The following is a 21,639-nucleotide window of genomic DNA, read 5'->3' as shown; positions in this document are numbered from 1 at the left end:
TCTATTCGTACTTTTTAATTTTTTTCTTCTCTGCCTTGGCCTGTTTTTTTTCTTTTGCTGTTTTTGAGGCAGGAGTCTTACTGTTTTTCTGTTTGTCTTTTTTCTCTTTTGACATGATTTTCGGTATTAAATTGTTAATTTATCTTTTCAGGAAAGTTAAGGTGAATAACATAGCCTGTGTTACAGAACTACCATTATAATTTGCATATATCACAGGTTGCGTAAAACAAGAAAAGAACAGTTTGTTGAATTACTGCTCTTTTCAGGTGAGTTAGATTTTAACTGACTCCGGTAATATTAAGAACAAGCCTGATGGTTTGTTTTTAAGATGCCAATAACTTCATTGCGGTTTTTTTCTAACCGGGTTTCGAGTCTTTTGAACAAATCCGTTTCTTTACCGGTTTCAAACTTTACATCTTCACTGGTAAGTTTCGGATATTTTTCTTTTAAAGCATTGGATTGTTTTGCCCAATCGCCTTGAACTTTAAAAAGTTCGCTCGTTTTTTTCTCTTCTTGTTTATTCCTGTTTTCCATGATACTGTAATTTTAACGTGTACTTCATTGTACTAATACAAAGATGACATTAATACAATACAATATGTTACATAACTAAAACGGAAGCTTACAGATGTCACAGGTTTTCCAGGGTATCCTTTCTTTTTTCACCCAGTTTTTTATAAAACGAAGGGGAATGCCCGGTTACTTTCTTGAATTGGTTAGAGAGGTGGGCAACACTGCTGTAATGTAACCTATATGAGATTTCGGTAAGGTTTAATTCGTCGTAAAGTATAAGCTCTTTTGCTTTTTCTATTTTGTGCTTAATGATAAAATGCTGTATGGTTATGCCTTTGACCTCTGAAAACAGATTGGACAAATAGATGTAATTATAGCCGAGCTTTTCACTGATGTAATCAGAATAGTTTCCCATGGGGATTTCTTCGGCATAGTGTATCATTTCTATGATAACACTTTTTATTTTATCGACAATAATGCTTTTTTTGTCATCCAGCAATTCCAGCCCCGACGCGGCCAGGTTTAATTTCAGTTCCTGTTTTTGGGTATCAGTGATATCTTCCTTGATTTCAATCATGCCAAGTTCAATAATGCTATGGTAGAATCCGAGTTTTTCCAGCTCCTGCTTAACGAGGAGCTTGCACCTTAAACTTACCATGTATTTGATATATAGTTTCATAAGCAAAAGTAACCTGGATCACGCATTTTACCGGAATCCGCCCGTTTGGAGACGGTTTAAGAGGCCGTAATATATGATCTTCAAAAAACCGACCGGGGTTTTAATCGTTTAAAGGGCTGTACGGTATAAAGCTACGCTATTCCTGTCATCGGTGCCCTGTTTTTTCCATGTATCTTTCAGGGAAAGTATACTAAGCAGTCGCTGAGGCAGAAGGTTTAATATACGAATTATCCGCGGGATTCCCGGCTTTGGATATGATAAATCGTTTCCGGCGATCCATGCCGGGAGGCGTATACGAAAAGGCCGTTGCAATATATTGTTTGGGGAACCCGTGAGTTGTTGGGCTGACCATTAACGGGCGGGTTCGCGGGACTTTTTGTATGGTATTGCTGCGGGAGCTGACTTAAAGTTAATTTAGCCGCGGAGTGCCATACGGTGTATTTTGTTTTATTACTCCTTGTCATTTCTTCCCGGCATATAAGAATCTTCTTCTGTTTCCGGGGTGGGTTTTCCGTTTGCCCGGCCAGGTATAAAGGTGTTTCGGCAAAGGGGTTCGGGCTAATTGATTGTTCCCATGGCAATTTCAGCCTTTCCTGCGGTCAATTTCCGTAATTCTTCGATATAAGGCATAACAAAACCCCGGCAATTTTAAAATGATTACCGGGGCTTTGCCTTTTTTAACTTAACTGACTTTACGTATACAATAATTCTTCCTTCACAGTGCTCATGATATTTTTATCTTTTGCACGTTATGCGTGAAAGGGTTGAAGAATTTTGATGTGTACCATATAGGTTGGAATTTGTCGGCAGGGTTTTTATCCCAGATCGCCTATTCCACCAATAATACCCAAAGTGAGTTCTACTATACTACCGATTACGGAAACAATTCCGCCAACTACTCCGGTAATTGTACCCAGAACTCCCGTTACCAATCCAATAACCTGGCCGAGGTCTACGCCTCCGTTAATGGCTTGTAATTCACCGGCATTCAATTCCTGAACGCCATAGTTTTCTAAACTTTTCATGACACAATAAGATTTAAGTTACACATTAAATGAATTATAGATTCAAAGCAATATTATGGTCAAATGGTTGAATTAAACTTTTGCTCGGGGGATCTATGGGCTCAGCTTAGGGTTAAAAACCTGAATTTATTACAGTGTTTCACTGTATTAAAAAACAATATACCTGGTTTTAACCGGGGGACCGAGTTACCGGGATATCAGATGTTGATCAAATAATTCAATCTTCTTCATCATCCGGTAATTTCATGGGTTCCCTGAACCTCTGGACTTACAGTCCGGAGTAGTTTAACTCATATACCTCCCAGGAGTCCTCCCAATAAGCCGGTAACGAGGTTGACTACGGTTCCTACAATACCTGTTACCAGATTGATGATCCCGTCCAGGCCACCTATCAATCCTCCGTTGGTTTCACGTAATTCTTTTGCATTCAGGTTTTGAACGCCATAATTCTCTAAATTTTTCATAATAAGTAAGATTTAAGTTATACAAAGAAATATTTATACTAAGCACTTTAGTATATCACAGCTTAAGGTTGTTGTACCTTTTTTGTTTTTTCCGAAAGCAATCAGGTTTTCTCCTGTTAAAGACGCGCCAATCAGGGGCTTTCTGCTGACCGGTTTATCCCTGGCCATTGAGAAAGTCGTTCACATAATCTTCTACGGCGGCTATTGCTGCATTCATAAAACTCAGGACAATGTCCAGAATTCCGTTTATCAGTTCTAAGGCCGCTCCAATGGAGACTCCCCCGTTAATGTTCTGTAGTTCTACTTCGTTCAGTTCCTGAACTCCGTAATATTCTGTTTTTTTCATAACCCGTCATAATTAAGTTAAACATTCATGCAAATTTGGGAACACGGTATCGTTTTAAAGTTTTAAGATTCAGCTACAGGATATTTTCCGACTCGGGAAAATGTCACGTTATGCACGGCAAAATTTATAAAATCTAAAAAATAATCTCTTTGGTGGTAACGTATAACTTTCTCTCCGTTCACATGCTTTTCCTGATTTCATCTTTTGGTCACATCTATCGGAACGGAGCCTTCTAAAAGGTGTGAAAGTGGCAATGAATCAGTCTTTATGTTGAAAAGTATATCAAATATACCACGATTCACTGCATAAACCTTGCAGTATAGTGTTTTTTGTTGCGATTTTGTTTTTACTGTAAATGTGCAGGTTTTAATTCAATAATGGCCTTATCTCAAATCTGGTATCAAAAAAAGGCCCTGCATCAGGCGGTTTTTTAGCAGATCGGTACATTACTTTACGGTTTTATGCCTGAAAAGCGGGGCCTGCGTCAAAAAATGGCCTGGAAGTGTGGTACTTTTAAACAAATGTGTCAGGGCAATGGTGTGGAAAGGGCAGTTTGTTACTTTGTTTGTCGTACCCTTCGGGATTTAGGCACAGTACGTTGTGTACAGGTCTGTAAACTTATTAGGATGAGAAGAATTATAAAGATCCTTCGTATCATAATGGTTTTTACGAATTTTGTTTATACATATACTTTAATATAAGCAAATGCTCCCCGGCCACTACTGTGTTCAGTTGTTGTATATGGTATTTTTATGTTCTTAAAATTTTTTCCATGGTTTTCCCCCTGGCCAGTTCGTCGATCAGTTTATCCAGATACCGGATCTTTTGCATAAGTTCATCTTCAATCTCTTCTACACGATAGCCGCATATGACCCCGGTAATTTTTGAAACGTTGGGATTGATTTCCGGAGCTTGTTCAAAAAAGGTCCTGAAATCGGTTTTGTTATCGATCTGTTGTTGCAGGGATTTCTGATTGTATCCCGTTAGCCAGCGAATAATGGTATCTACCTCTTCCTTTGTACGTCCCTTTTTCTCCGCTTTTCGGACATAATGCGGGTAGACACTTGCAAAAGGCATTTTAAATATTCTGGTGTTTTGCATAATGGTTGAATTTCCGGGTAGTCAATGTGTTACATTAAAAAGTACATCTAATATACGATTAACTATCCGGACTAACATCTATAATTTAGCAGCAAAAAAGTCCCGGTTAAGGGACTTAAAAATATATTTATGGTATCGGTATTTCAAATCATTATCAAAGCAGTGCATCACAATCGCTTATTCCTGTGTGTGGGTGTCTTGCCCGTTTTACCTGCAGGGAGGCTGTTTGCTTCGCGGATAAGCTGAAAAATATGATCGGGGCGTACTACTTCATAGTCTTCGTTGAGGGATTCGGCTACATTTTTAAAGCTTGTAGGGGTTACATTATTCCACGGTTGTGCCTGAATGATAATAAAGCGCGGTTCGTTACCATCCCAGCCGGAAGCAGCAGTGGCAATATGGTCTTTCATGGCCTGCTCGTTGGTACAATAGTTACAGGACAGTGCCATTCCCGGAAGGTTGTTGTCGTAGATGGTGAGTCCGCCCCCGGTGTTTTGTGCCGTTAAACCGAGCAGGGAAGGGGCCAGGGAGGCAAAGGTTTGCCCGACATCCTGGTCGATGCCCCCGGTAATGGTGTTCCAGATCGTAATCACCCGGAAACCGGCACGTTGGTTATAGTCTTCGGTCTTGATAACAAACTTGTTCAATAGATTCTGGCTGGGCCAGCTGTTCGGATAGGTGTAGCCGTATCCGGAAGGGCCGGAAATGAGATTGTCATTGTCGGTGGCACTCTCGTAATAATAATTAAGCGCCCCCGGCATGGCATCCAGCATGGCGGGCGACAAGGTCCATCCTATGGGAACGGAACCCCGATCGGGATTTTCCCATATTTTACGCATCAGGTGTTCTACATATTGTAAATTATCCCCATCGCTTATAATAAAGGCCACATAGAGCTTGTTCTGCAATGCAGGTTTTGGCGGGGCAGGCTTTACATTGATGGTTCTGGGCATACCGCTGTGTACCGTTAGATTGGTAGCCCAGTCACTGGCAATAGTGGTGATACCGTAGGTGGATGCCCTTTGTACTCCTGGTCCTTCTTCCGGCCACCAGCCCATGTAGTTGGCCCCGTCGGGCATGGATGAGAGAAAACTGTTCAGTAATTCGCTTTCCCCGCTTACTTCGGGGTCGAGCCATATTACTGCTGCTCCCAGTGCCGTTGCGTATTCACGTAATGCTGCTTTATGTATGTCGGGGTTGAGCCCTATTAACAGGCGTTGATCCAGGTTTGGCCAATACGTATCGAACATGGCCTGGTATACCTGTAATTTACTGCTGTACTGTCCCCGGAGATCGAGCAACACGGGTAAGTTATACGGGGCGGAAGTTAATCGCGACAGCAATAAGGGGGAAGCAATGAGTGCTCCCTGGTCTTTTGCCAGCATGGTCGCCAGGTTTACAGTGTGTATTTGTGCGGGATCGTAAACGATCAAACCGGATATTTCATTGCTGTATTTGGTAATCAGGTCCCATTTGTCTGCAGGCTCATTCCAGTCCAGGCCCAGGGACTCCAGCCAGGTGTATTGTCCTTCCGCAAAGGCATCGCCTTCATAAGAAAAGATGCGGGGCTGATTTTTGTTTACAATGCCTTTCAGCGAAGCAAAGAGGTACATTTCGGCCGACGAACTGTTTTGTTGTACGCCAACCCAGTCTACCTTGGTATAAGAGGTGCCGTGCCAGTAGACCCGCAATTCTATAGATTGGTTATCTGCCGGAATGGTAAAAGGTAGTGTAAAGTTTGTGTAGTTTCCCGCTACGGGAAACATTGTCCGGGTAAGGGTCTGTGAAGCCAGTATCTGCCCGTTGGTGGCATTTCTTACGTCGATATCCACTATCGGGTCGTCGTTGGCGGTATTGTTATCTACTTTCATGCGGAACTCGGCTACGTTGGGGCCGGGAGGCAGGCTTGTATCGTACGGGCCGTAGATCATGTGCTGGTTGGCGTCATCGATCCCTGTCTGGCAAAGCCAGCCGTCACTCTCCAATCGCCCGGTATTGTGACTAAGCTCCGATCCTTCACCCTGCCAGCGCGACGATGTTTCCCGGAGGATAATCAGATCCTGCGTTTGTGCCGATGCGGGAAAGGAGGGGAGGAGTTGGCCGGAAGGCCATGTTACCTGGGCCGTTGAAGGCAGGACAAATAACAGAAAGAGCGGCAGTATAACTGCCATTTTCACGGAAGGTTTGGTGGGTAGCTTCATAGGTTGAGGTTTAATGTTATGGGGTTTTGATATGAGGCTTTTTGTAAAAATAAGGATTTATAATGAATATTTACCGGTGTTGTGTTTTTGGTTTGGGATGCCGGCCATTCGGGAACTGGCAGTGACAGAGCTTAATTCATCTGTAGTTTCATCATAATGTCCGTCTGTTCGTCATCCCCTAATTTGAAGATATGCTTGTCAAATTCCACAAAACCGTTTTTCTCATAGAACCGGATGGCTCTCGGGTTTTCTTCCCAAACGCCGAGCCAGACATAGTCAATGTCTTTTTGCTTTGAAATTTCAATAGCTTTTTCATAAAGCAGTTGCCCTACCTTTTTTCCGTGAAATTCCTTTAAAACATAGATGCGTTCAATTTCAAGGGCCTTTTCGTCCTTTACTTCGGTCTGTGATTGTCCGACATTGATCTTTAAATACCCAATGACATTATCGTCCAGTACTGCAAAGTAAAATTCGGAGTTTTTGTCGGATAACTCTGTTTGCAGTTTTTCTTTAGAGAATGATTGGTCCAGGTATGCTTTCATGTCTTCTTCACTATTGCCCGAAGCAAAAGTTTCAGCGAATGTCTGTTTGCCGATTTTTTGTAATTCTTCAATATTGGTAAGGGTTGCTTTCCTGATCTCGATGTTTTCCATTCCTGTTCCCGGTTTTCTTTGTGTTTATTTTGACTTGAAATTTATACACAAAAATACATAATTAACCATTTAACAGGAAAGGAGGTGTTTTTGTGGTGGTTTGAGGGCCACCAGTGAAAACTGGCGGCAACCGGGTGCATCGTTTAATAGATGAGTTATGGCGAGTCTTTCTGTCCATCTTATGTCCATCCTATATATGTCTAAAATATCATATCTCAAATCTAACACCTAAAAAGGCCCCGAATCTCCGGAGCCTTTTACCAAATTAATACAATGGCTTTACAGCCTTACGCCTCCAACGTCCTGTCTATCCCGAAACACTCGCCTAATGGTGTGGTGCTTTTTAGAATATGCGTCAGGTAATAGAGCGAGTAGGCCATTTCATCGTCCTGTTTGTGATGTTCATGGACTTCGGCGATAAGCTGAATGGCATGGGCTATGTAATAGCGCAGCAGGGCCAGGGTTTCATAGCTGTCTACCAGCAGTTCTACGTAGTTTTCGCCGTTGGGGTTGGTTTTGAGCGTGTCTTTGTACGCTTCGAAATCTAAAGGTTTCATAATTCTTGGGATTTAAGGAAATATTGAACCCGTATAGTTTAGGTGTCCTACGCTCCCAAGAGCGTTGCAGTTGTTTCCAATACCGCCACCATGCCATACGGGCAAAATTGTTTTTCGAATTCATAATCTTGGGATTTAAGGAATTGTAAAGATACTGAATTTTTGAGGGTTTTGGAAGGGGAGGGGGTGTTTTTTGTGGGGTTTTTGGGGTGTTGTGGTTGGTATTGTTTTTTTGCTTTGGTTTGGGTTAGCACGAGCGGGACGCTCGCGCCAGCTTGGTTAGGCTTTTTTGTTGTGGTTTTAGGTGTTGTTTAGTGGTGTTGTATTTTTGGGTTGGTTTGGGATGCCGGCCAGTTGGAAACTGGCGGCAATCAGAATTTCAATACTATAAATATTGTTCTTGCTGCTGGTTATAATTAAAACAATTTCATTTTTTGAGTTTGTTCCAAAAATCAAGGTCGTATTGATCTTCGTTCCAGGAAAAAATTACTTGCAGGTCGTTGTTGAATGTACTATCATTATCTAAGTAATGGTGTCCTCCGTTACCAAGTCTATACATACTGATCAGCTTTTCTTTGAATTCGTTCCACTTTTTACTTGTTAGCCTCCATTCGTATTTGCCTGATGAGATTGCCATAAGTCCTAAATCTTTATTATCACTTATTGCTGTTATATTGAGTTTGAACTGAGGGTCTAAAAGCTTGAGTTGGGTAAATTCATATTTGCTGTGTCCATTTGCCAGTTTGGTAAAAGCATTTTCAAGTTCAAGTAGTCCTTTGATATCGGCAGTAATTAGTATGCTGTCTTCTCCTTTAAAGTTATTAAAAAAGCGAATTCTTATATATTTATTTGTTGTTGCCATAAGATATCAGATCAGCTATTGAATACTGTGAGTTTTGGACTGCGGGATACTTGCATCAACGAGGAGTTACCCTAAGTGTTTTAATCAGTTACATTAATTGTTACATCTGCAGGAATTTCAATATTTATACTATCTAAATCAAATACAGCTATAAGTTTAATTCTATTATCATTTTTATTTTTAGGAGTATACGTGTATTTAAATTCACTTATTTTTTGGCCTTTCAAAATCAGTTCTCGATCATTCTCTTTTTTACCTGTTAAAAGATATACATCGTATTCCTTTATGTAATCTCTGTATCCGAAAACAAAATCAATTGTTGTTTCTTTATTGACCTTTAAACTTTTTTGTTTAGTAATTCCTAGAATATGATAAGCATAAATATTTTTTAGTTCAAGTTTCGAAATCGAATCTCTCAATTCAGCATTTTGATTTTTTAATTTCGAAATCTGATTATTTAAACCTGATATTTCATTTTCGTTACAAGAAGAAAAAGTGATTATTACTATAGCTAAAATTATAATGTATTTCATTTTTCTCATATTGAGGCGGAGGAACTTTTTTGCCGTGGTTTTGGGAAAATTGTTTAATTGGAAATTGATAATTACTGGAGGCAGTTAGGTGTTAGATTTTTTTGGTTGTTTCCATATTGAAATTATTAGACCTATTCCAACAATTACGTCAACTATATTCCAAAGTTCTCTACCTAAAGCAATTTTTAAAAATGGTTGAAAAAGTAGTGCCAAAACTCCATAAATAAACATTTCCGTTTGTTTTCCTTGTTGATAATCTTGATAGGTCAGTATTGAAAAGCCTATAAAAGCAACAAATCTCACAAGTTGATAGTAACCATAAGGCATGTCAGCTAGGCAGATAAAGAATAAAATAGCCAGTACGATTTTGATAATATTTCTCATAGATTAACGATAGATTGGCATAGTTGGATAAGGAATAAACTGGTCTAAGATTGGGGTTATTCCTGTTTTAATAGCAATTGTTAATGCTAATAAAATCCCACAAAAAAGAATAACGGCATTCAGATTGTTATTGGCTGTTTCCATAAAAATATGATCTCCTTTGTTTAGCAAGCTAAACATAAATGCAGCAAACCAGAGAATAGCAAAAAGAATAAGGATTAAAATTCCGAGAAAAATACAAAAAAATGAAGCTTCTCTGAGAAGCAGAGTATAGCCAGAATAACTGTTGGGCAGGATTTTAGTAAGGGTCTGGAAAGATGTAATTAATTCACTTAATAAAAGTCCGGAAATTAAAAACATGAAGGTTTTTAAAACAACAATGGTCAGCGGTTTTTCATTTTCTGAAATTTTATTCTTTATCTTGTAGTTAACAATGGCATTCAAGATAAATACAGTAAGCCCTCCGCTTACTAAAATTGAAATTAAAATGATGATGTTTGTCATATTTATATCTTATTATTCGAAATCAATGATACATTCCAAAATCGCATATCGGAAATTTTACGGGAAATCACTCCTGGAGGTAGTCCTTTTTCAGTAGTTTCCCAAATTACATATCGTTTCCCGTTAATTATTTTTGAAGTTCCATTATAAGGTAAATTTATTCCTATTACTGAATGTTTGTAAAGTTCGCTGCTTAACATAACCACATCATAACGATAATGGTTTAAAACCGAAAACAGCAGAAGGGTCCTTGTATCACAGTCACCTGTTAAACTGGCCATAAATTCGGTTGGAGAAAGTATTCCAAACTTAATATAACCTTCACATTTCCCTCCATTTTGTAAATAGTTTTCGATAAAATTGTCATTGTACCTTTTTGCATCACAAGCATTATCCAAAATTAAGGTATAAGGAATGTCTTGAATTAAAGAAACAATAACTTCGGCAAATTTAATTTCACCTAAATTGTTTTGAACCTTTAGACTGTCTAACATTAAGTACAGTAAATCTAATTTGTTATTGTCAAATTCAACAATTTGGGAGACAATCTGATTATATTGCTCCACGCTTTGCAAAGGAGTTGAAATAGTATTCCTGAAGTTTGCTGCATTTGTGAAATCGGAAACCCTTACCTCAATGTTTCCTGAATATTCTTTGTTGTTGTAGTCTTCCCAAATTCTGTGATGAGATACTATGCTATCTCTTATTATGGGACTTGGGACTATCTCCTGTACTTCTTTTTCTGAACTATCGGAATAATTGGTCCTTTTAGTTGTTTGAATAGAATTTGTGAATAAAGATAATATTCCAAAACCCAGGAATAATAGAAAAGCAATACCAAGAAATTTGAATAACCACCCAAATACCTTGACGATAACTGTTTGTAGAGTAGATAGTAAATAGAAAATTCCCCCTATGATCATAATTGGAATAATAAGTTTCCAACCTATGATGATGATGGGGGCTATAAAAGCTATTAAAAGAGTGCCTTGTAAAAGAATAGCTAAAACTTCCCAAAGTGAATAAGTAGATTCGGTATGTTGTTTTATCCAATTTCCCCAATAGGTAGTACCGTCAAAATAGTAGTATTGCCAACGTTTATAATTACCTCTTGTTTCGGATTTTCCTGTTTGTTTTTTTGTTTTGATCTTTTCAGTAGAAACATGAACTTTGCCTGCTGCAGAATCTTTTACCTCAACTTGTTTGTCCTGAACATCATAATGCTTGATATATCCCGAGATATCACCTGTAATATCTCCGAATATCTTGTTATGTTCATAAACCTGATTAGAAAGGGTGAAATGATTTAGTTTAGCCTCATTTAAATTTATTTGATAGGTTTTTAGACTTCCATTTTTGTGATATACTTCTAAGGGTAAGGACTCCGGAAGGTTGGTGAGGAAAGTTTCTATTGACTGAAATTCTTCCGACTCCCCTGTTTCCCAGTGTCTTATGTGGTTTTCATCTCTAATTGTTTTTATTTTACCACTTATAACTTCGAGGTCATAAAAATTTTCGTGAATTAGATCTGATTTTTTAGGATCTAAATAGCCAATAAACTTCCCGTGAAACTCCCCTTTAATATAGGTCCTTCTTTCAACATGTTCTTGTATGGTTATGTATTCAGGCATTATATAGGCTTTCAATTAAATCATCCTCTTTTAAAATGGTTTTTTTGTCTCTTTTCTTGATAGTATTAAAAGGAGGGTCAATATATAGCTCTGTGAAGTGAATGTCTTGGTTGAAACGTGTTAGGAACAACTGATTGTATTTTGTTTTGAATGAAGTGTATTCTTCTTTAATCAGTCTGTTCTCAATATAATGTTTGGTCTTATAGTAAATAGTATTTTCGTCAAGAAAGATTTTAAGATATGCAGGAAATAAAAATGTTAATACAATAATTAGTGTAATGCCCCAACAGAAGGGATATTTATAATTTAGGATTTTAATTCCTTCGATATAGTAATTGGATTTATTAACCAATTTCTCCATTGATTTAATCAACTCGCTTTTTCGTTTCTCTTTTAATTGAATCAAATTTTGATACTTGTTCAATTGTTTTTCATCGATTATATTATTAAGAGTTTTTTGCCTACTAATGATATCTGTGATAACATTAATTTCCTCATCAAAATATTTTTCTGTTGATTTTTTATACAGGTCTAATTTTTCGTGTTTATATGCTTTGATTTCTTCATCTAAATATTTTGTAAACACCAGGTTCTCAATTGGCTTTGAAATTACTATTGCAATAAAGCTGATGAATGCTAATCGGATAGCTACGGAAATAAACCTGGCGGATTTATTTGTCTTATGAGGAAATGGATTTTTAGATAATGTATAAAGTAATAAAAGGTAAATATTGGTGACCATCCAGGCAAAAAATATCCCTATGGGAATTCCAATAAAATAATTTTGAAATAACATTGTAAATGAAAAGTAGCAACTAACAAAGCATAAGGCAAAGATTACGGCTACCAATCCTCCGATTGCCAAAAAACGATATTTAGTCGTTTCATTGCACTGGAGGATAATATTGAAATCATCTCCCGAAAGTTTCCAGAGAAATTTTTTAAGATTCATTTTTCGATAGCTTAGTTTTCCTGAACTTTGACAAATGCTGTAGGGTTGGCATCTATTTTCTTCTTCATTTCTTCTTCATATTTTGAAATAGCATATTTTGTTAATTCTTCTTGTACTTGTTGCAGTGATTTCTTTTCAACTAATAATTTTTCTTTGTGAATGTGTCTTACTAGATCCCGTTCCTGCCCCTGTTTGTCTTTATGATAATTATATTCAATGAGAATACCTTGTTCGGCCTTCATTAGTTCATCTACATTTTCTTTTAAGAAGTCATAAGGAGATTTTATAAGCATTAGTTTGAAAAATATAGGTGTCATTTCAATGGCCATAAAAAGCAGGGTAATAAATAGAGATATCCAAAATCCTGCTATTTCATGTGCTAGTTTTATTCTTTCTAATAAACCATCAAGTCCCGATGCTACTTGTTCGTTTTTAGCTAACTCTTTATCCATCTCTAGAATTAACTTTCTTTTATTACTGGTCAATTCTGTTACTCGTTCCTTATTGGTTTCATCAAACTCATCAAGTTGAAGAATTAAATTATTCTTTATTCTTTCAAGAGCTTGAGCTAACTTGCCATCACCCGCAGGAGCCCCGGCTCTTCCCTGTAATTGATCGGTATGCTCTTTTTCTGCTTTTTTTATTCTTTGAACGAGATCATTTCTTTTGACTTCAATTTTTTCCAATTCATTATCAATCAAAGCCAGACGATCTTCATAGTTTATCCTTGTTCTTTTTTCATACTCTTTTCTTGTTTTCAATTGTTCTTCATGGAGAGCAGCATCAATTTCAGATTTAAACATTCTTATTTCAACAGGTTTTGAAATTGTCAATGCTATTATGGCACCTAAAATCAATCGTGGGATAGCACCTTTAAACTCGTCCCAGGTAATTACTTCTGTTCCGTCTCCTTTACCTGTGCTTGAAACTATGAATCGGTCGAGATTGAAAATCATTAATCCCCAAAAGCATCCAAATACTATGGATAAAGCTGAAGTTGCCCAACTAAAATTAGAGTCTATAGCTGATCCTCTCGGCTCAAAAATTGTGTAAAATGCATAGCCTCCTGCTAAACCTGCCATTAGTCCGGTAGCAATTATTATTCCGCCTAAACACATGTACTTTACCTGGTCTGAGTAAGTGGCTCGTTCCAATATGTACCTGTCTGCACCCGCAGCTTTCCAAAAAAGACGTATCAGCTTAGAAGATTTTGGGGTTTTGTAAAAATCTCTTTCCATTATGTTGTTGTGTTTTTGGTTGTATAGTTTTTCATTTCAAAGGTTTCAAATTCCACAAGTAGATTTTGTGATTTGATCTCGATATTTATTGATCTTATATAGTGATTAGAAGTTCTAAAGTAGTTCTCGATTCTTTGTTTGAAATATGGAATGGTTGAAGTGATTGGGATTTTAGAGGAAGTGACAAATTTGTTGATCAAATCTATTCTGGTGCTTTCAATTACTAAGGTCTTTTTTAATTTTTTATCTATTCCAAAAAATGTTATTTCGATTGGATTATAGTTAGGAAGAAAAATAAACCTTATGCCGCATGAATTTCCCGGGAAAATACCGAGATCATGAACCTTTATTTTATAACAACCATTTACTTTCCAGAGTAATTCTGTTTGGTTATTTTGAATTACAATATTATCGGAAAGTGATACACTTTTTAGATTTAATTTTTTTATAAATAGTAAGTTTTTGAAAAACAGAAGAAAACATTGTCCATGCAATATTATCATACTGATTTTATTCTTAAAGTTTATTTTGAACTTTTTAGTCATTTGGTAAGCATGGTTGGTTTGACGCCCAAAAATACTTTTGGATTTAATTTCTGGTTTACGGTTTTCAGTACTAGTTCATTTTAAACATAGATAAGCACACATTTTCGTGTTCTTGGGAGAAGTCAGTAAGACAATATAATTGGGGTGAAAATGAAATTATACCTTTTTACAATATATCAATTTTTGATCAGTTGCTATTTATTTAATACACTTGAGATTTATGAAAGTCCCAAGTATATTCATAATTTAGTATAAACTGTATGATTTGCTAATATTACAGAAAACCTATTAAAATTTCTTACGGCTTCCCGTAACCCACCACATTTTCCCTAAAAAAATGTCCAATCACACCCTATTTCAACTCATAACCCGACAAATCACCCCTGCCCGGAGACAGCCATTTCCCTGTTTTTCCGTACTTTATAAAAACCACCCCTTTCCCGCACTACGGGGCAGCCCTGCTTTATAGCGGGACAGGAGTACTTTATACCGGAGGCCAACAGCCTTTTAATGGAGTGTACCTGCTTTTATACGGGATATCCTTACTATTTAACAAGGTGGGGCCGCTTTGCTGCGGGGTGTATCTACTTTGCACCGGGGCCGGCTTATTTTTGTAGTGTACAGGCCTGTTAGGGCCTTGTATGGGCCTGCTGACAAAATGTATGGGGGTATTGCTATCTGTTAATTACCTGTTCTGTCATGCTAAAGCACTGTTTTTATGGGAGGGGACATGGAAAACAAAGGCACAATGCAGGGGATACCCTGCATTATGTCTTTTGTAGGTGTTATTGCGGGGGCTGTTCGTTTTTTACAGGTCGCGCTTTTTAAGGAGGGCGTAAGACCAGTAGATAAACAGGGCGGTCCACACCAGTACAATGCCTACGGTATACCAGTGTACGCCATAATCTTTGGATATTTCCTCGCCCATCTGGCTGGCGGCTGTCCGTACGGCCGAAAGCCGCGTCCAGGGTTCTTTGATAAGGTTGCCCATGGCATCGAGCGGAAAAAACTGGGCTATGGCAGTGGCGGTTCTATTGTCGGACTGCCAGCTGATAAGCAGGTAGAACAGTCCTTCGAGGATTTGCCAGAGGATCAGGAACCCCAGCGCAAAGGCGGAGCGTTTTACAAGGATACCCAGGAAGAGGCAGAAGGCAAAAAAGCCCATAAGCTTTATAAAATAGGCCAGGAGGTATTCGAGATCGGAAAATATGATGGAGACTTCGTTAAAATCGGAATAAATAAGCCCCAGGATCATGGATACTACAAAGACAAACACCGTAGATATGGCGGCAAAGCTGAGCACGGTGAGGAATTTGGAATAGATAAACTCCCATTTGCTCAATCCGTCGATCAGGTTTTGCTTAATGGTCTTGTTGCTGTACTCGTTGGCGGTCATAGACACGATAACAATGGCCAGGAACAGTTTTAACCAGGCTGCCATATAGGTGTTGAAGTGCCAGATATAGGGAAAATTAAAGATTCCCTGATCGGCCAGGTGGAATTCTATGGGACCGATGTCAAATTTTATGGCGGCAATAAGTGCTATGGAAGTCAACAGCACAAAATAGGACACGATAAGGAACTTACTGGCCCGGTTGTTCCACAGTTTTATGGATTCTATCTGTAATAAGCGAAGCATATTTTTATAGTTTTTTAGTCTTTTAGTTCTTAGTTTTTTAGTTGTTAGTGTTTTTCCACGGATACACGAATGTTTTTTATTTTGTCCCTCACGGGACTTTGGTTTATTTTTTTATATGGGCATTCCCAAAAGGCTCCTCCCTTCAGACGAAGGGAGGTGGTCCCGATCTTTGATCGGGATCGGAGGGTTTGAAAGCCCGGGCCATAGGGAAAACACAAAAGTCAGGAAATAATCCCAAGACCTGGGGTGGGTCAAACTCTCCGTTTTTTTCTTTTTATGTTTTTTAGTTACACTTTAATCGGACTCCCCTCTTGAGATGAAGAAGGGTGGGCCGCTTTGTGAGTGGGGAGTTTTTTGTTGTTTATAATTTTCCCAATAATTTCATAACTCAATAGCCAAATAACTCCAAAACTCCCCAACTAACCAACGCATTAACTTCATTAATCCTTCGTAAGCGCCAAAAACTGCTCTTCCAGGCTTTCCTTCCGCTTAACAAGGTGCGAGAGGATAATGCCGTTGTCGAACATCAGCTTGTTAAAGGTTTCCGCTTCCATGGGTTCGCTGAGGAAGGCGGTGATGGTACTGTTCTCTTCCTTGATGTCTTTAAAGGCCCGGTTTTCCCGGAGCAGGGACAGGGCTTTGTTGCGCTCCTTGCAGCGGAGTTCGAAGAAACCGTGGCTGGCGATCATCTGGTCTACCCGTCCGGAATAGAGCTTTTCACCTTTGCGGAGCACCACTACGTGGGTGCATACTTTCTCCACTTCGTCCAGCAGGTGCGAGGCGAGGAGGATGGTGGTTCCGCTGGCAGCGATCTTTTTAATGATTTCCCTGATCTGGTGGATGCCCTGGGGGTCGAGCCCGTTGGTGGGTTCGTCGAGGATCAGTATTTCGGGGTCGTTGAGCAGGGCAGAGGCAATGGCCAGCCGCTGTTTCATCCCGAGGGAATAGGTGCTGAACTTGCTGTCCTTACGGTCGTACAGGCCCACCACTTCCAGTTTTTCGCGGATCTTTTCGCGGGGTACGTCCTTGATCTTGCAGACGAGGTTGAGGTTTTTTTCGGCGGACATATACGGGTAGAAATTGGGCCGCTCAATAATGGCGCCCACTTTTTTCAATGCGTCGTGGGTAGATACCTGCCCGTCGAACCACTGAAAACTGCCCGCGGTCTTGTTCACTACATTGAGCACAATGCCCAGCGTGGTGGACTTTCCACTGCCGTTGGGCCCCAGGATGCCGTATACGTTCCCTTTCTCGATAGAAAAGGAAAGGTCTTTAACCGCTGTGAGGTAGCCGAACTTCTTGGTGAGGTTCCGGATGCTTAAAATGGTTTCCAAAGTATTTGTTTTTGACTATTCTACATAACCTGACGAAAAAAATACGATTTTGTTACGGAATGATGACAAATTCGTGAATTATTTTTTTTGATGTTCTTTGGATATAGCGGGGGGTAACGCAAGTTTTTTTGCCACGAATACACGAATGTTTTTTAGTGTCCCTTGTGGGACTTTGATTTGGAGTACTTTTTTCTGATGTGAGTAAGCTCCCAAAAGGCTCCTCCCTTCAGACGAAGGGAGGTGGGCAGACTTTAGTCTGGTCGGAGGGTTTGAAAGCCCAGGCCATGGGAAAAACACAAAGGTAAGGGAATAGTCCCAAGACCTGGCCGGGTCAAACTCCCTGTCCCGCAAAGCGGGACACCCCGCTTCGTCTGAAACGGAGAACCTTTAAAACAACCCACACACCAAAGGGAAGTTCTGAAGGAACAACCCCCAAAAACATCCGTGTATCCGTGGCAAAACACTAAAAACTCCAAAACTCCCCAACTCCAAAACTAAAAACCCCTCCCAAAAAATGCGTAAGTTTGAAATATAAACCGTTTTTATTGCACAGAAGATGGAAGAAGAAAAGCTGATGTCGAAGAAGAAGCCCGCCTTTCCGGTGACGGAGAAGCTGCACGATTACCTGAAAGCGTATAACCGGACGATCAAGTTCCCTATTTTTTATGACGACCTGTTACGGTTTTCGGGCTCTGTAGTGGTGTATGACCGCAATGACGAGGATACGCTCTGGATACGGGTCTTTTACAACGACTTTGACCGCCAGGAGATCGACCTGAGCCTTAAAAGGGTCTATTCCATACTGCATTCGGACGGGAGCGATCATATTTTGCAGTTCCTCAATGTGGATGCCATTGACTATTGTACGTTTGGCAATTCCAAACCCTTCCGCGTGAAGATACGTAACGTGCTCAACGACAACTATACCTATTTTTATATAAAAACGGCCGATGCCTCCCGTATTTACGGATTGGAACTGGAGCACATGCTCTCGCCCTACAACCTGAACTTTCTGGTCTATAAAGATACTTTGATCGAAGAACACATAGCGGGTATCCCCGGTGATGTGTTTATCAAGGAATTATTACCGATCTGTTCCGAAATGGAAAAATCACAGATCGCCAAGGAGTTCGTCAAGTTCAACGAACGTTGTATGATACGGCTGCTGGGCGATATGCGGTCGTATAACTACGTTATTGTGCCTACGCACGATTTTGATCATGTAGTCTATAAGATACGTGCCATAGATTTCGACCAGCAGTGTTATGAAGGGAAGTTCAAGGTATACCGTCCGCAGTTTTTTAAGGAGAACAACACTATGGTTAACCTGGTGCGCGATAAATTGCAGAAAAGTTCGGTAGACCAGTACAAGGTAGAGGAGCGTTCCATCGTGGCCAAACGGTTGATCAGTTATCACGAACGTATGGAAGAACTGCTGGATTGCGCCAAAGACGATACGATCTCCGTATCGGAAAACGTGGAACGGTTAAAAATGGAGATCTTACAGTTTGTACAGGACGTAGCGTTTAAAAAAGCCCAAAACATGGGTGAGGTCCTCGAAGCCGCCCTCGATTTTGTGAAGCGGAACTATGAGGGAATCAGTACCAAGCGGTTGTTTAACGGGTTTTAGATGTTAGAACTTAGATTTGAGATACGAGATAACTTGTGATTCGTTATTTTTAAGATTCTTTGCATATTGATGAATGCAACGCGCTTATGTTCGTTCCTAATATTTAAGGGATGATAAGGGGCTCCTCCCTTCAGACGAAGGGAGGTGGCCGGACATCAGTCCGGTCGGAGGGTTTGAGGGGGCCGGCCATGGGGAAAACACAAAAGTCAGGGAATAATCCTAAGACCTGGGCTATGTCAAACTCCCCGTCCCGCAAGGCGGGACCCCCCGCTTCGTCTGAAGCGGGGAGCTTTTGGTTAGTCTCATGTAAAAAGAATACGCATGAAAAAAACGCAAATACATAATTTACAAACTCTCAAAGCATACCGGGATGATTTGCGTAAAAACATGACTCCGGCAGAAGCATATCTATGGAAACATTTAAAAGCGAGAAAACTGGAAGGAAAACGCTTTACCCGGCAGCACAGTATTGAAAATTATATCGTAGATTTTTATTGTGCCGAGGTCCGGTTAATCATTGAATTGGACGGGGAAGTACATGACAATTCCCAGACCGAAGAATATGATGAAAAAAGAACGGAACAATTAAACAAACTCGGATATATTGTGCTTCGTATTGAAAACAAAATGGTATTTGAATACCTACCTTCTGTTTTGCAAGAGATCAAGGAACATTTAAAAGGCAGCACAAAAAAGTAGAAAAAGAGCTCCTCCCTTCAGACGAAGGGAGGTGGCCGGACATCAGTCCGGTCGGAGGGTTTGAAAGCCCAAGTCATAGGATAAACACAAAAGTTTAGGGATTATCCCAAGATTTGGGCCGGGTCAAACTCCCCGTCCCGCAAAGCGGGACACCCCGCTTCGTCTGAAGCGGGGAGCCTGAAAGAATACAAGCAGTAAAGAGAGCGCCATCCCGAGAACTAAATCCCTCCTCCGTAGTCATAAGTGACAAGAAATATAAGAGGACCACTCTTTCTTCATATAAAGGGATGAAAAGAACTCCTCCCTTCAGACGAAGGGAGGTGACCAGACTTCAGTCTGGTCGGAGGGTTTGAAGGCCCAGACCACAGGAAAAACACAAAAGTCAGGGAATAACCCCAAGACCTGGGCTGGGTCAAACTCCCCGTCTTGCATAGCAAGATACCCCTCTTCGTCTGAAGCGGGGTGCCTTTAAGCCCTTATGCTATAAAAAAAATTGATTTACTTCAACAAGAGAAATTTCAAAATATCCAAAGCAATTTGGAATACAGGATATAGGACAGGGTTGTAAAAACTCACCACACTACAATCCTCCTTTCTAAAACCTAATATCTCAAATCTAATCTCTTAAAAGCCTTAACTTTTTTCTTCCTTGTTAAAATACACCAGGTAATAATACATCTGCTTTTCCTCGTCCCAGCCTTTTTCCACAAACTTCTCGGCGGACTCGGGGTTTACAAAATCCATCTTGATCTGGATGTTCGTGTCCAGGTTAATGACATTCTTGATCTTTTTCCGCGCTTCGGAAACGGCCTTGTTGGCTATAGGAAAATTGGCGACATCTTCGATATGATATTTGGGCCCTTTCTCCACCTTGTAGTGCTTGAACTCGGGGATGAGTTCCGGGTTGTCCATCACTTCGTTGAGGAAGTTGGTTTCTTCGAAGTCGTCGTTTTTGGCAAAGTGGTTTACGGCACGGTTCATAAACATCACCTCCTGCTTTTTGTCTTCTGCCGGGAGCACAACATCCTTGGCAAAGTCCTGGCAGAACTTCAGGTATTTTTTGGTGAAGAAGTTCTCATCGGTGAGGGCACTCACCCCGAGGAAGTTTTCCACCCAGTATTTGGCGTCGTAGCGGTTGCTGTCTACCGAGAGGATCTTGTAGCCTTCATCTTTGTGAATGTTGAAGATGAGGCAGCCCTTGTCCAGTTTATTGATGTTCACCCCTTGCTGGATAACGATGTCCAGGTTGGTTTCGCTTTCCCGGAACTGGAGGAAATCGTGCTTTAACTCGCTTTTGAATATCCCGATGGCATCGATCTTTTCGTTGTCCATGACCATATCACTGAAGTAGGCCACGTAAACTTCCCCGCTCTTGATATGCGGATGGCTGGACTGGTCGAAGAGATGGGTTGCTATCTTTTTGGAGTTCTCATGCGCGCTTGCCGGGTTGGTAAATGTTTCTGCGATGATGTCGTAGAGCGGGTGGAATTCCACATCGACCTCATTGGCAAAACGGAAATAGTTTTCTTCCTTTTCGCGGAAGGGTTTCAGGAAGTATTCTTTAAGGATGGCCGTGATCTCGTCGTTGAGGAGATAAGGCTCGCGTGATAAAAAAATGTTTTCGTTCCTGCTCTTGTTGCCCACACGGTGCACAGAGAGGCTTTCTATTTGTGACGGATAAAGGTTTAGCATATGGTTTTAAATCTTATTCTGTTTTTTGGCCACGAATACACTGATGTTTTTCGAGTGGGTGTATTTGTGGTTGTTTATTTTTAGTATTTGTTGGTGTTAGTTCTTGTTTTTTAGTTGTTGGTTGGGTTTGGTTGTTTTTCTTTTTTGCCACGGATATACTGATGTTTTTTGGGTTGTTCCTTTGGAATTTCCTTTTCTTATCCGGGCTGCCTAAAAGGCTCCCCGCTTTATCTGAAGCGGGATGCCTCGCTATGCGGGACGGGGAGTTTGACCCGACCCAGGTCTAAGGATTATTCCCTGACTTTTATGCTTTCCCTGTGGCATCGGCTTTCAAACCCTCTCCCCGTTGCTTCGCTCGGGTACCTCCCTTCGTCTGAAGGGAGGAGCTTTTTTGGTTGTTATGTTTTAAGAACGTTATATCCTATTTGGAATTATTCAGTATTTATCTTCAGTGAAT

General features: G+C 40.1%; 23 protein-coding genes. 2 read left to right on the top strand and 21 right to left on the bottom strand.

Features of this window, described 5'->3' with window-relative positions; genetic code table 11:
* Nucleotides 1-297: 297 nt before the first annotated feature.
* From LS482_RS02560 to LS482_RS02470, 19 genes are all read right to left on the bottom strand, one after another.
* Nucleotides 298-534 carry a hypothetical protein gene (locus tag LS482_RS02560; RefSeq protein WP_233030188.1) on the bottom strand — a complete coding sequence of 79 codons (237 nt, stop codon included), beginning with the start codon at nucleotides 532-534 and terminating at the stop codon, nucleotides 298-300.
* A gap of 97 nt (nucleotides 535-631) precedes the next feature.
* Nucleotides 632-1,192, bottom strand: coding sequence for a helix-turn-helix domain-containing protein (locus LS482_RS02555; protein ID WP_233030187.1), 561 nt, complete (start codon nucleotides 1,190-1,192; stop codon nucleotides 632-634).
* A gap of 815 nt (nucleotides 1,193-2,007) precedes the next feature.
* A complete protein-coding gene (locus tag LS482_RS02550; protein ID WP_233030186.1) occupies nucleotides 2,008-2,217 on the bottom strand; it encodes a hypothetical protein in 210 nt (69 codons plus the stop codon).
* A 290-nt stretch (nucleotides 2,218-2,507) separates the two neighbouring features.
* Nucleotides 2,508-2,681, bottom strand: coding sequence for a hypothetical protein (locus LS482_RS02545; RefSeq protein ID WP_233030185.1), 174 nt, complete (start codon nucleotides 2,679-2,681; stop codon nucleotides 2,508-2,510).
* Nucleotides 2,682-2,835: 154 nt separating this feature from the next.
* Nucleotides 2,836-3,027, bottom strand: a complete 192-nt coding sequence (locus LS482_RS02540) for a hypothetical protein (RefSeq protein WP_233030184.1) — start codon at nucleotides 3,025-3,027, stop codon at nucleotides 2,836-2,838.
* Between the two features lie 750 nt (nucleotides 3,028-3,777).
* Nucleotides 3,778-4,128 (bottom strand): DUF2200 domain-containing protein, encoded by a 351-nt coding sequence (locus LS482_RS02535; RefSeq protein WP_233030183.1) that lies wholly within the window; start codon nucleotides 4,126-4,128, stop codon nucleotides 3,778-3,780.
* 167 nt (nucleotides 4,129-4,295) lie between these two features.
* The gene (locus LS482_RS02530; RefSeq protein WP_233030182.1) at nucleotides 4,296-6,329 is read right to left on the bottom strand and encodes a GxGYxYP domain-containing protein; all 2,034 of its coding nucleotides are present in this window, start codon (nucleotides 6,327-6,329) and stop codon (nucleotides 4,296-4,298) included.
* A gap of 131 nt (nucleotides 6,330-6,460) precedes the next feature.
* On the bottom strand, nucleotides 6,461-6,982 hold the full coding sequence (locus LS482_RS02525) for a GNAT family N-acetyltransferase (RefSeq protein WP_233030181.1): 522 nt from the start codon (nucleotides 6,980-6,982) through the stop codon (nucleotides 6,461-6,463).
* Nucleotides 6,983-7,269: 287 nt separating this feature from the next.
* Nucleotides 7,270-7,539 carry a hypothetical protein gene (locus tag LS482_RS02520; protein ID WP_233030180.1) on the bottom strand — a complete coding sequence of 90 codons (270 nt, stop codon included), beginning with the start codon at nucleotides 7,537-7,539 and terminating at the stop codon, nucleotides 7,270-7,272.
* 427 nt (nucleotides 7,540-7,966) lie between these two features.
* Nucleotides 7,967-8,401, bottom strand: coding sequence for a hypothetical protein (locus LS482_RS02515; protein WP_233030179.1), 435 nt, complete (start codon nucleotides 8,399-8,401; stop codon nucleotides 7,967-7,969).
* Nucleotides 8,402-8,481: 80 nt separating this feature from the next.
* Nucleotides 8,482-8,934, bottom strand: coding sequence for a hypothetical protein (locus LS482_RS02510; RefSeq protein ID WP_233030178.1), 453 nt, complete (start codon nucleotides 8,932-8,934; stop codon nucleotides 8,482-8,484).
* Nucleotides 8,935-9,018: 84 nt separating this feature from the next.
* Nucleotides 9,019-9,318, bottom strand: coding sequence for a DUF6804 family protein (locus LS482_RS02505; RefSeq protein WP_233030177.1), 300 nt, complete (start codon nucleotides 9,316-9,318; stop codon nucleotides 9,019-9,021).
* Nucleotides 9,319-9,321: 3 nt separating this feature from the next.
* A complete protein-coding gene (locus LS482_RS02500; protein WP_233030176.1) occupies nucleotides 9,322-9,822 on the bottom strand; it encodes a hypothetical protein in 501 nt (166 codons plus the stop codon).
* Between the two features lie 2 nt (nucleotides 9,823-9,824).
* On the bottom strand, nucleotides 9,825-11,453 hold the full coding sequence (locus LS482_RS02495; protein ID WP_233030175.1) for a hypothetical protein: 1,629 nt from the start codon (nucleotides 11,451-11,453) through the stop codon (nucleotides 9,825-9,827).
* Nucleotides 11,446-12,405 carry a DUF4407 domain-containing protein gene (locus LS482_RS02490; RefSeq protein WP_233030174.1) on the bottom strand — a complete coding sequence of 320 codons (960 nt, stop codon included), beginning with the start codon at nucleotides 12,403-12,405 and terminating at the stop codon, nucleotides 11,446-11,448. Before LS482_RS02490 ends, LS482_RS02495 begins: the two co-directional genes overlap by 8 nt.
* Nucleotides 12,406-12,416: 11 nt before the next feature.
* Nucleotides 12,417-13,643: a DUF4407 domain-containing protein gene (locus LS482_RS02485; RefSeq protein ID WP_233030173.1), complete on the bottom strand. Its 1,227-nt coding sequence runs from the start codon at nucleotides 13,641-13,643 to the stop codon at nucleotides 12,417-12,419.
* The gene (locus LS482_RS02480; protein WP_233030172.1) at nucleotides 13,643-14,188 is read right to left on the bottom strand and encodes a hypothetical protein; all 546 of its coding nucleotides are present in this window, start codon (nucleotides 14,186-14,188) and stop codon (nucleotides 13,643-13,645) included. The genes LS482_RS02485 and LS482_RS02480 overlap by 1 nt, the downstream gene beginning before the upstream one ends.
* Nucleotides 14,189-14,996: 808 nt before the next feature.
* Complete coding sequence (locus LS482_RS02475; protein ID WP_233030171.1) at nucleotides 14,997-15,827, bottom strand: ABC transporter permease; 831 nt, start codon at nucleotides 15,825-15,827, stop codon at nucleotides 14,997-14,999.
* Between the two features lie 440 nt (nucleotides 15,828-16,267).
* Nucleotides 16,268-17,161 carry an ABC transporter ATP-binding protein gene (locus LS482_RS02470; protein ID WP_233030170.1) on the bottom strand — a complete coding sequence of 298 codons (894 nt, stop codon included), beginning with the start codon at nucleotides 17,159-17,161 and terminating at the stop codon, nucleotides 16,268-16,270.
* Nucleotides 17,162-17,717: 556 nt separating this feature from the next.
* Here LS482_RS02470 and LS482_RS02465 point away from each other — a divergent pair.
* Complete coding sequence (locus LS482_RS02465; protein ID WP_233030169.1) at nucleotides 17,718-18,791, top strand: hypothetical protein; 1,074 nt, start codon at nucleotides 17,718-17,720, stop codon at nucleotides 18,789-18,791.
* A gap of 321 nt (nucleotides 18,792-19,112) precedes the next feature.
* Nucleotides 19,113-19,490 (top strand): endonuclease domain-containing protein, encoded by a 378-nt coding sequence (locus LS482_RS02460; RefSeq protein ID WP_233030168.1) that lies wholly within the window; start codon nucleotides 19,113-19,115, stop codon nucleotides 19,488-19,490.
* Between the two features lie 633 nt (nucleotides 19,491-20,123).
* Here the strand turns inward: LS482_RS02460 and LS482_RS02455 are convergent.
* A complete protein-coding gene (locus LS482_RS02455) occupies nucleotides 20,124-21,182 on the bottom strand; it encodes a nucleoid-associated protein (protein ID WP_233030167.1) in 1,059 nt (352 codons plus the stop codon).
* Between the two features lie 13 nt (nucleotides 21,183-21,195).
* Nucleotides 21,196-21,333, bottom strand: coding sequence for a hypothetical protein (locus tag LS482_RS02450; protein WP_233030166.1), 138 nt, complete (start codon nucleotides 21,331-21,333; stop codon nucleotides 21,196-21,198).
* Between the last annotated feature and the right edge of the window lie 306 nt (nucleotides 21,334-21,639).

The sequence above is a fragment of the Sinomicrobium kalidii genome (assembly GCF_021183825.1).
GTDB classification, from domain to species: domain Bacteria; phylum Bacteroidota; class Bacteroidia; order Flavobacteriales; family Flavobacteriaceae; genus Sinomicrobium; species Sinomicrobium kalidii.
The sequence above is the reverse complement of the archived record's forward strand: the minus strand, read 5'-3'. Positions and strand labels throughout refer to the sequence as shown.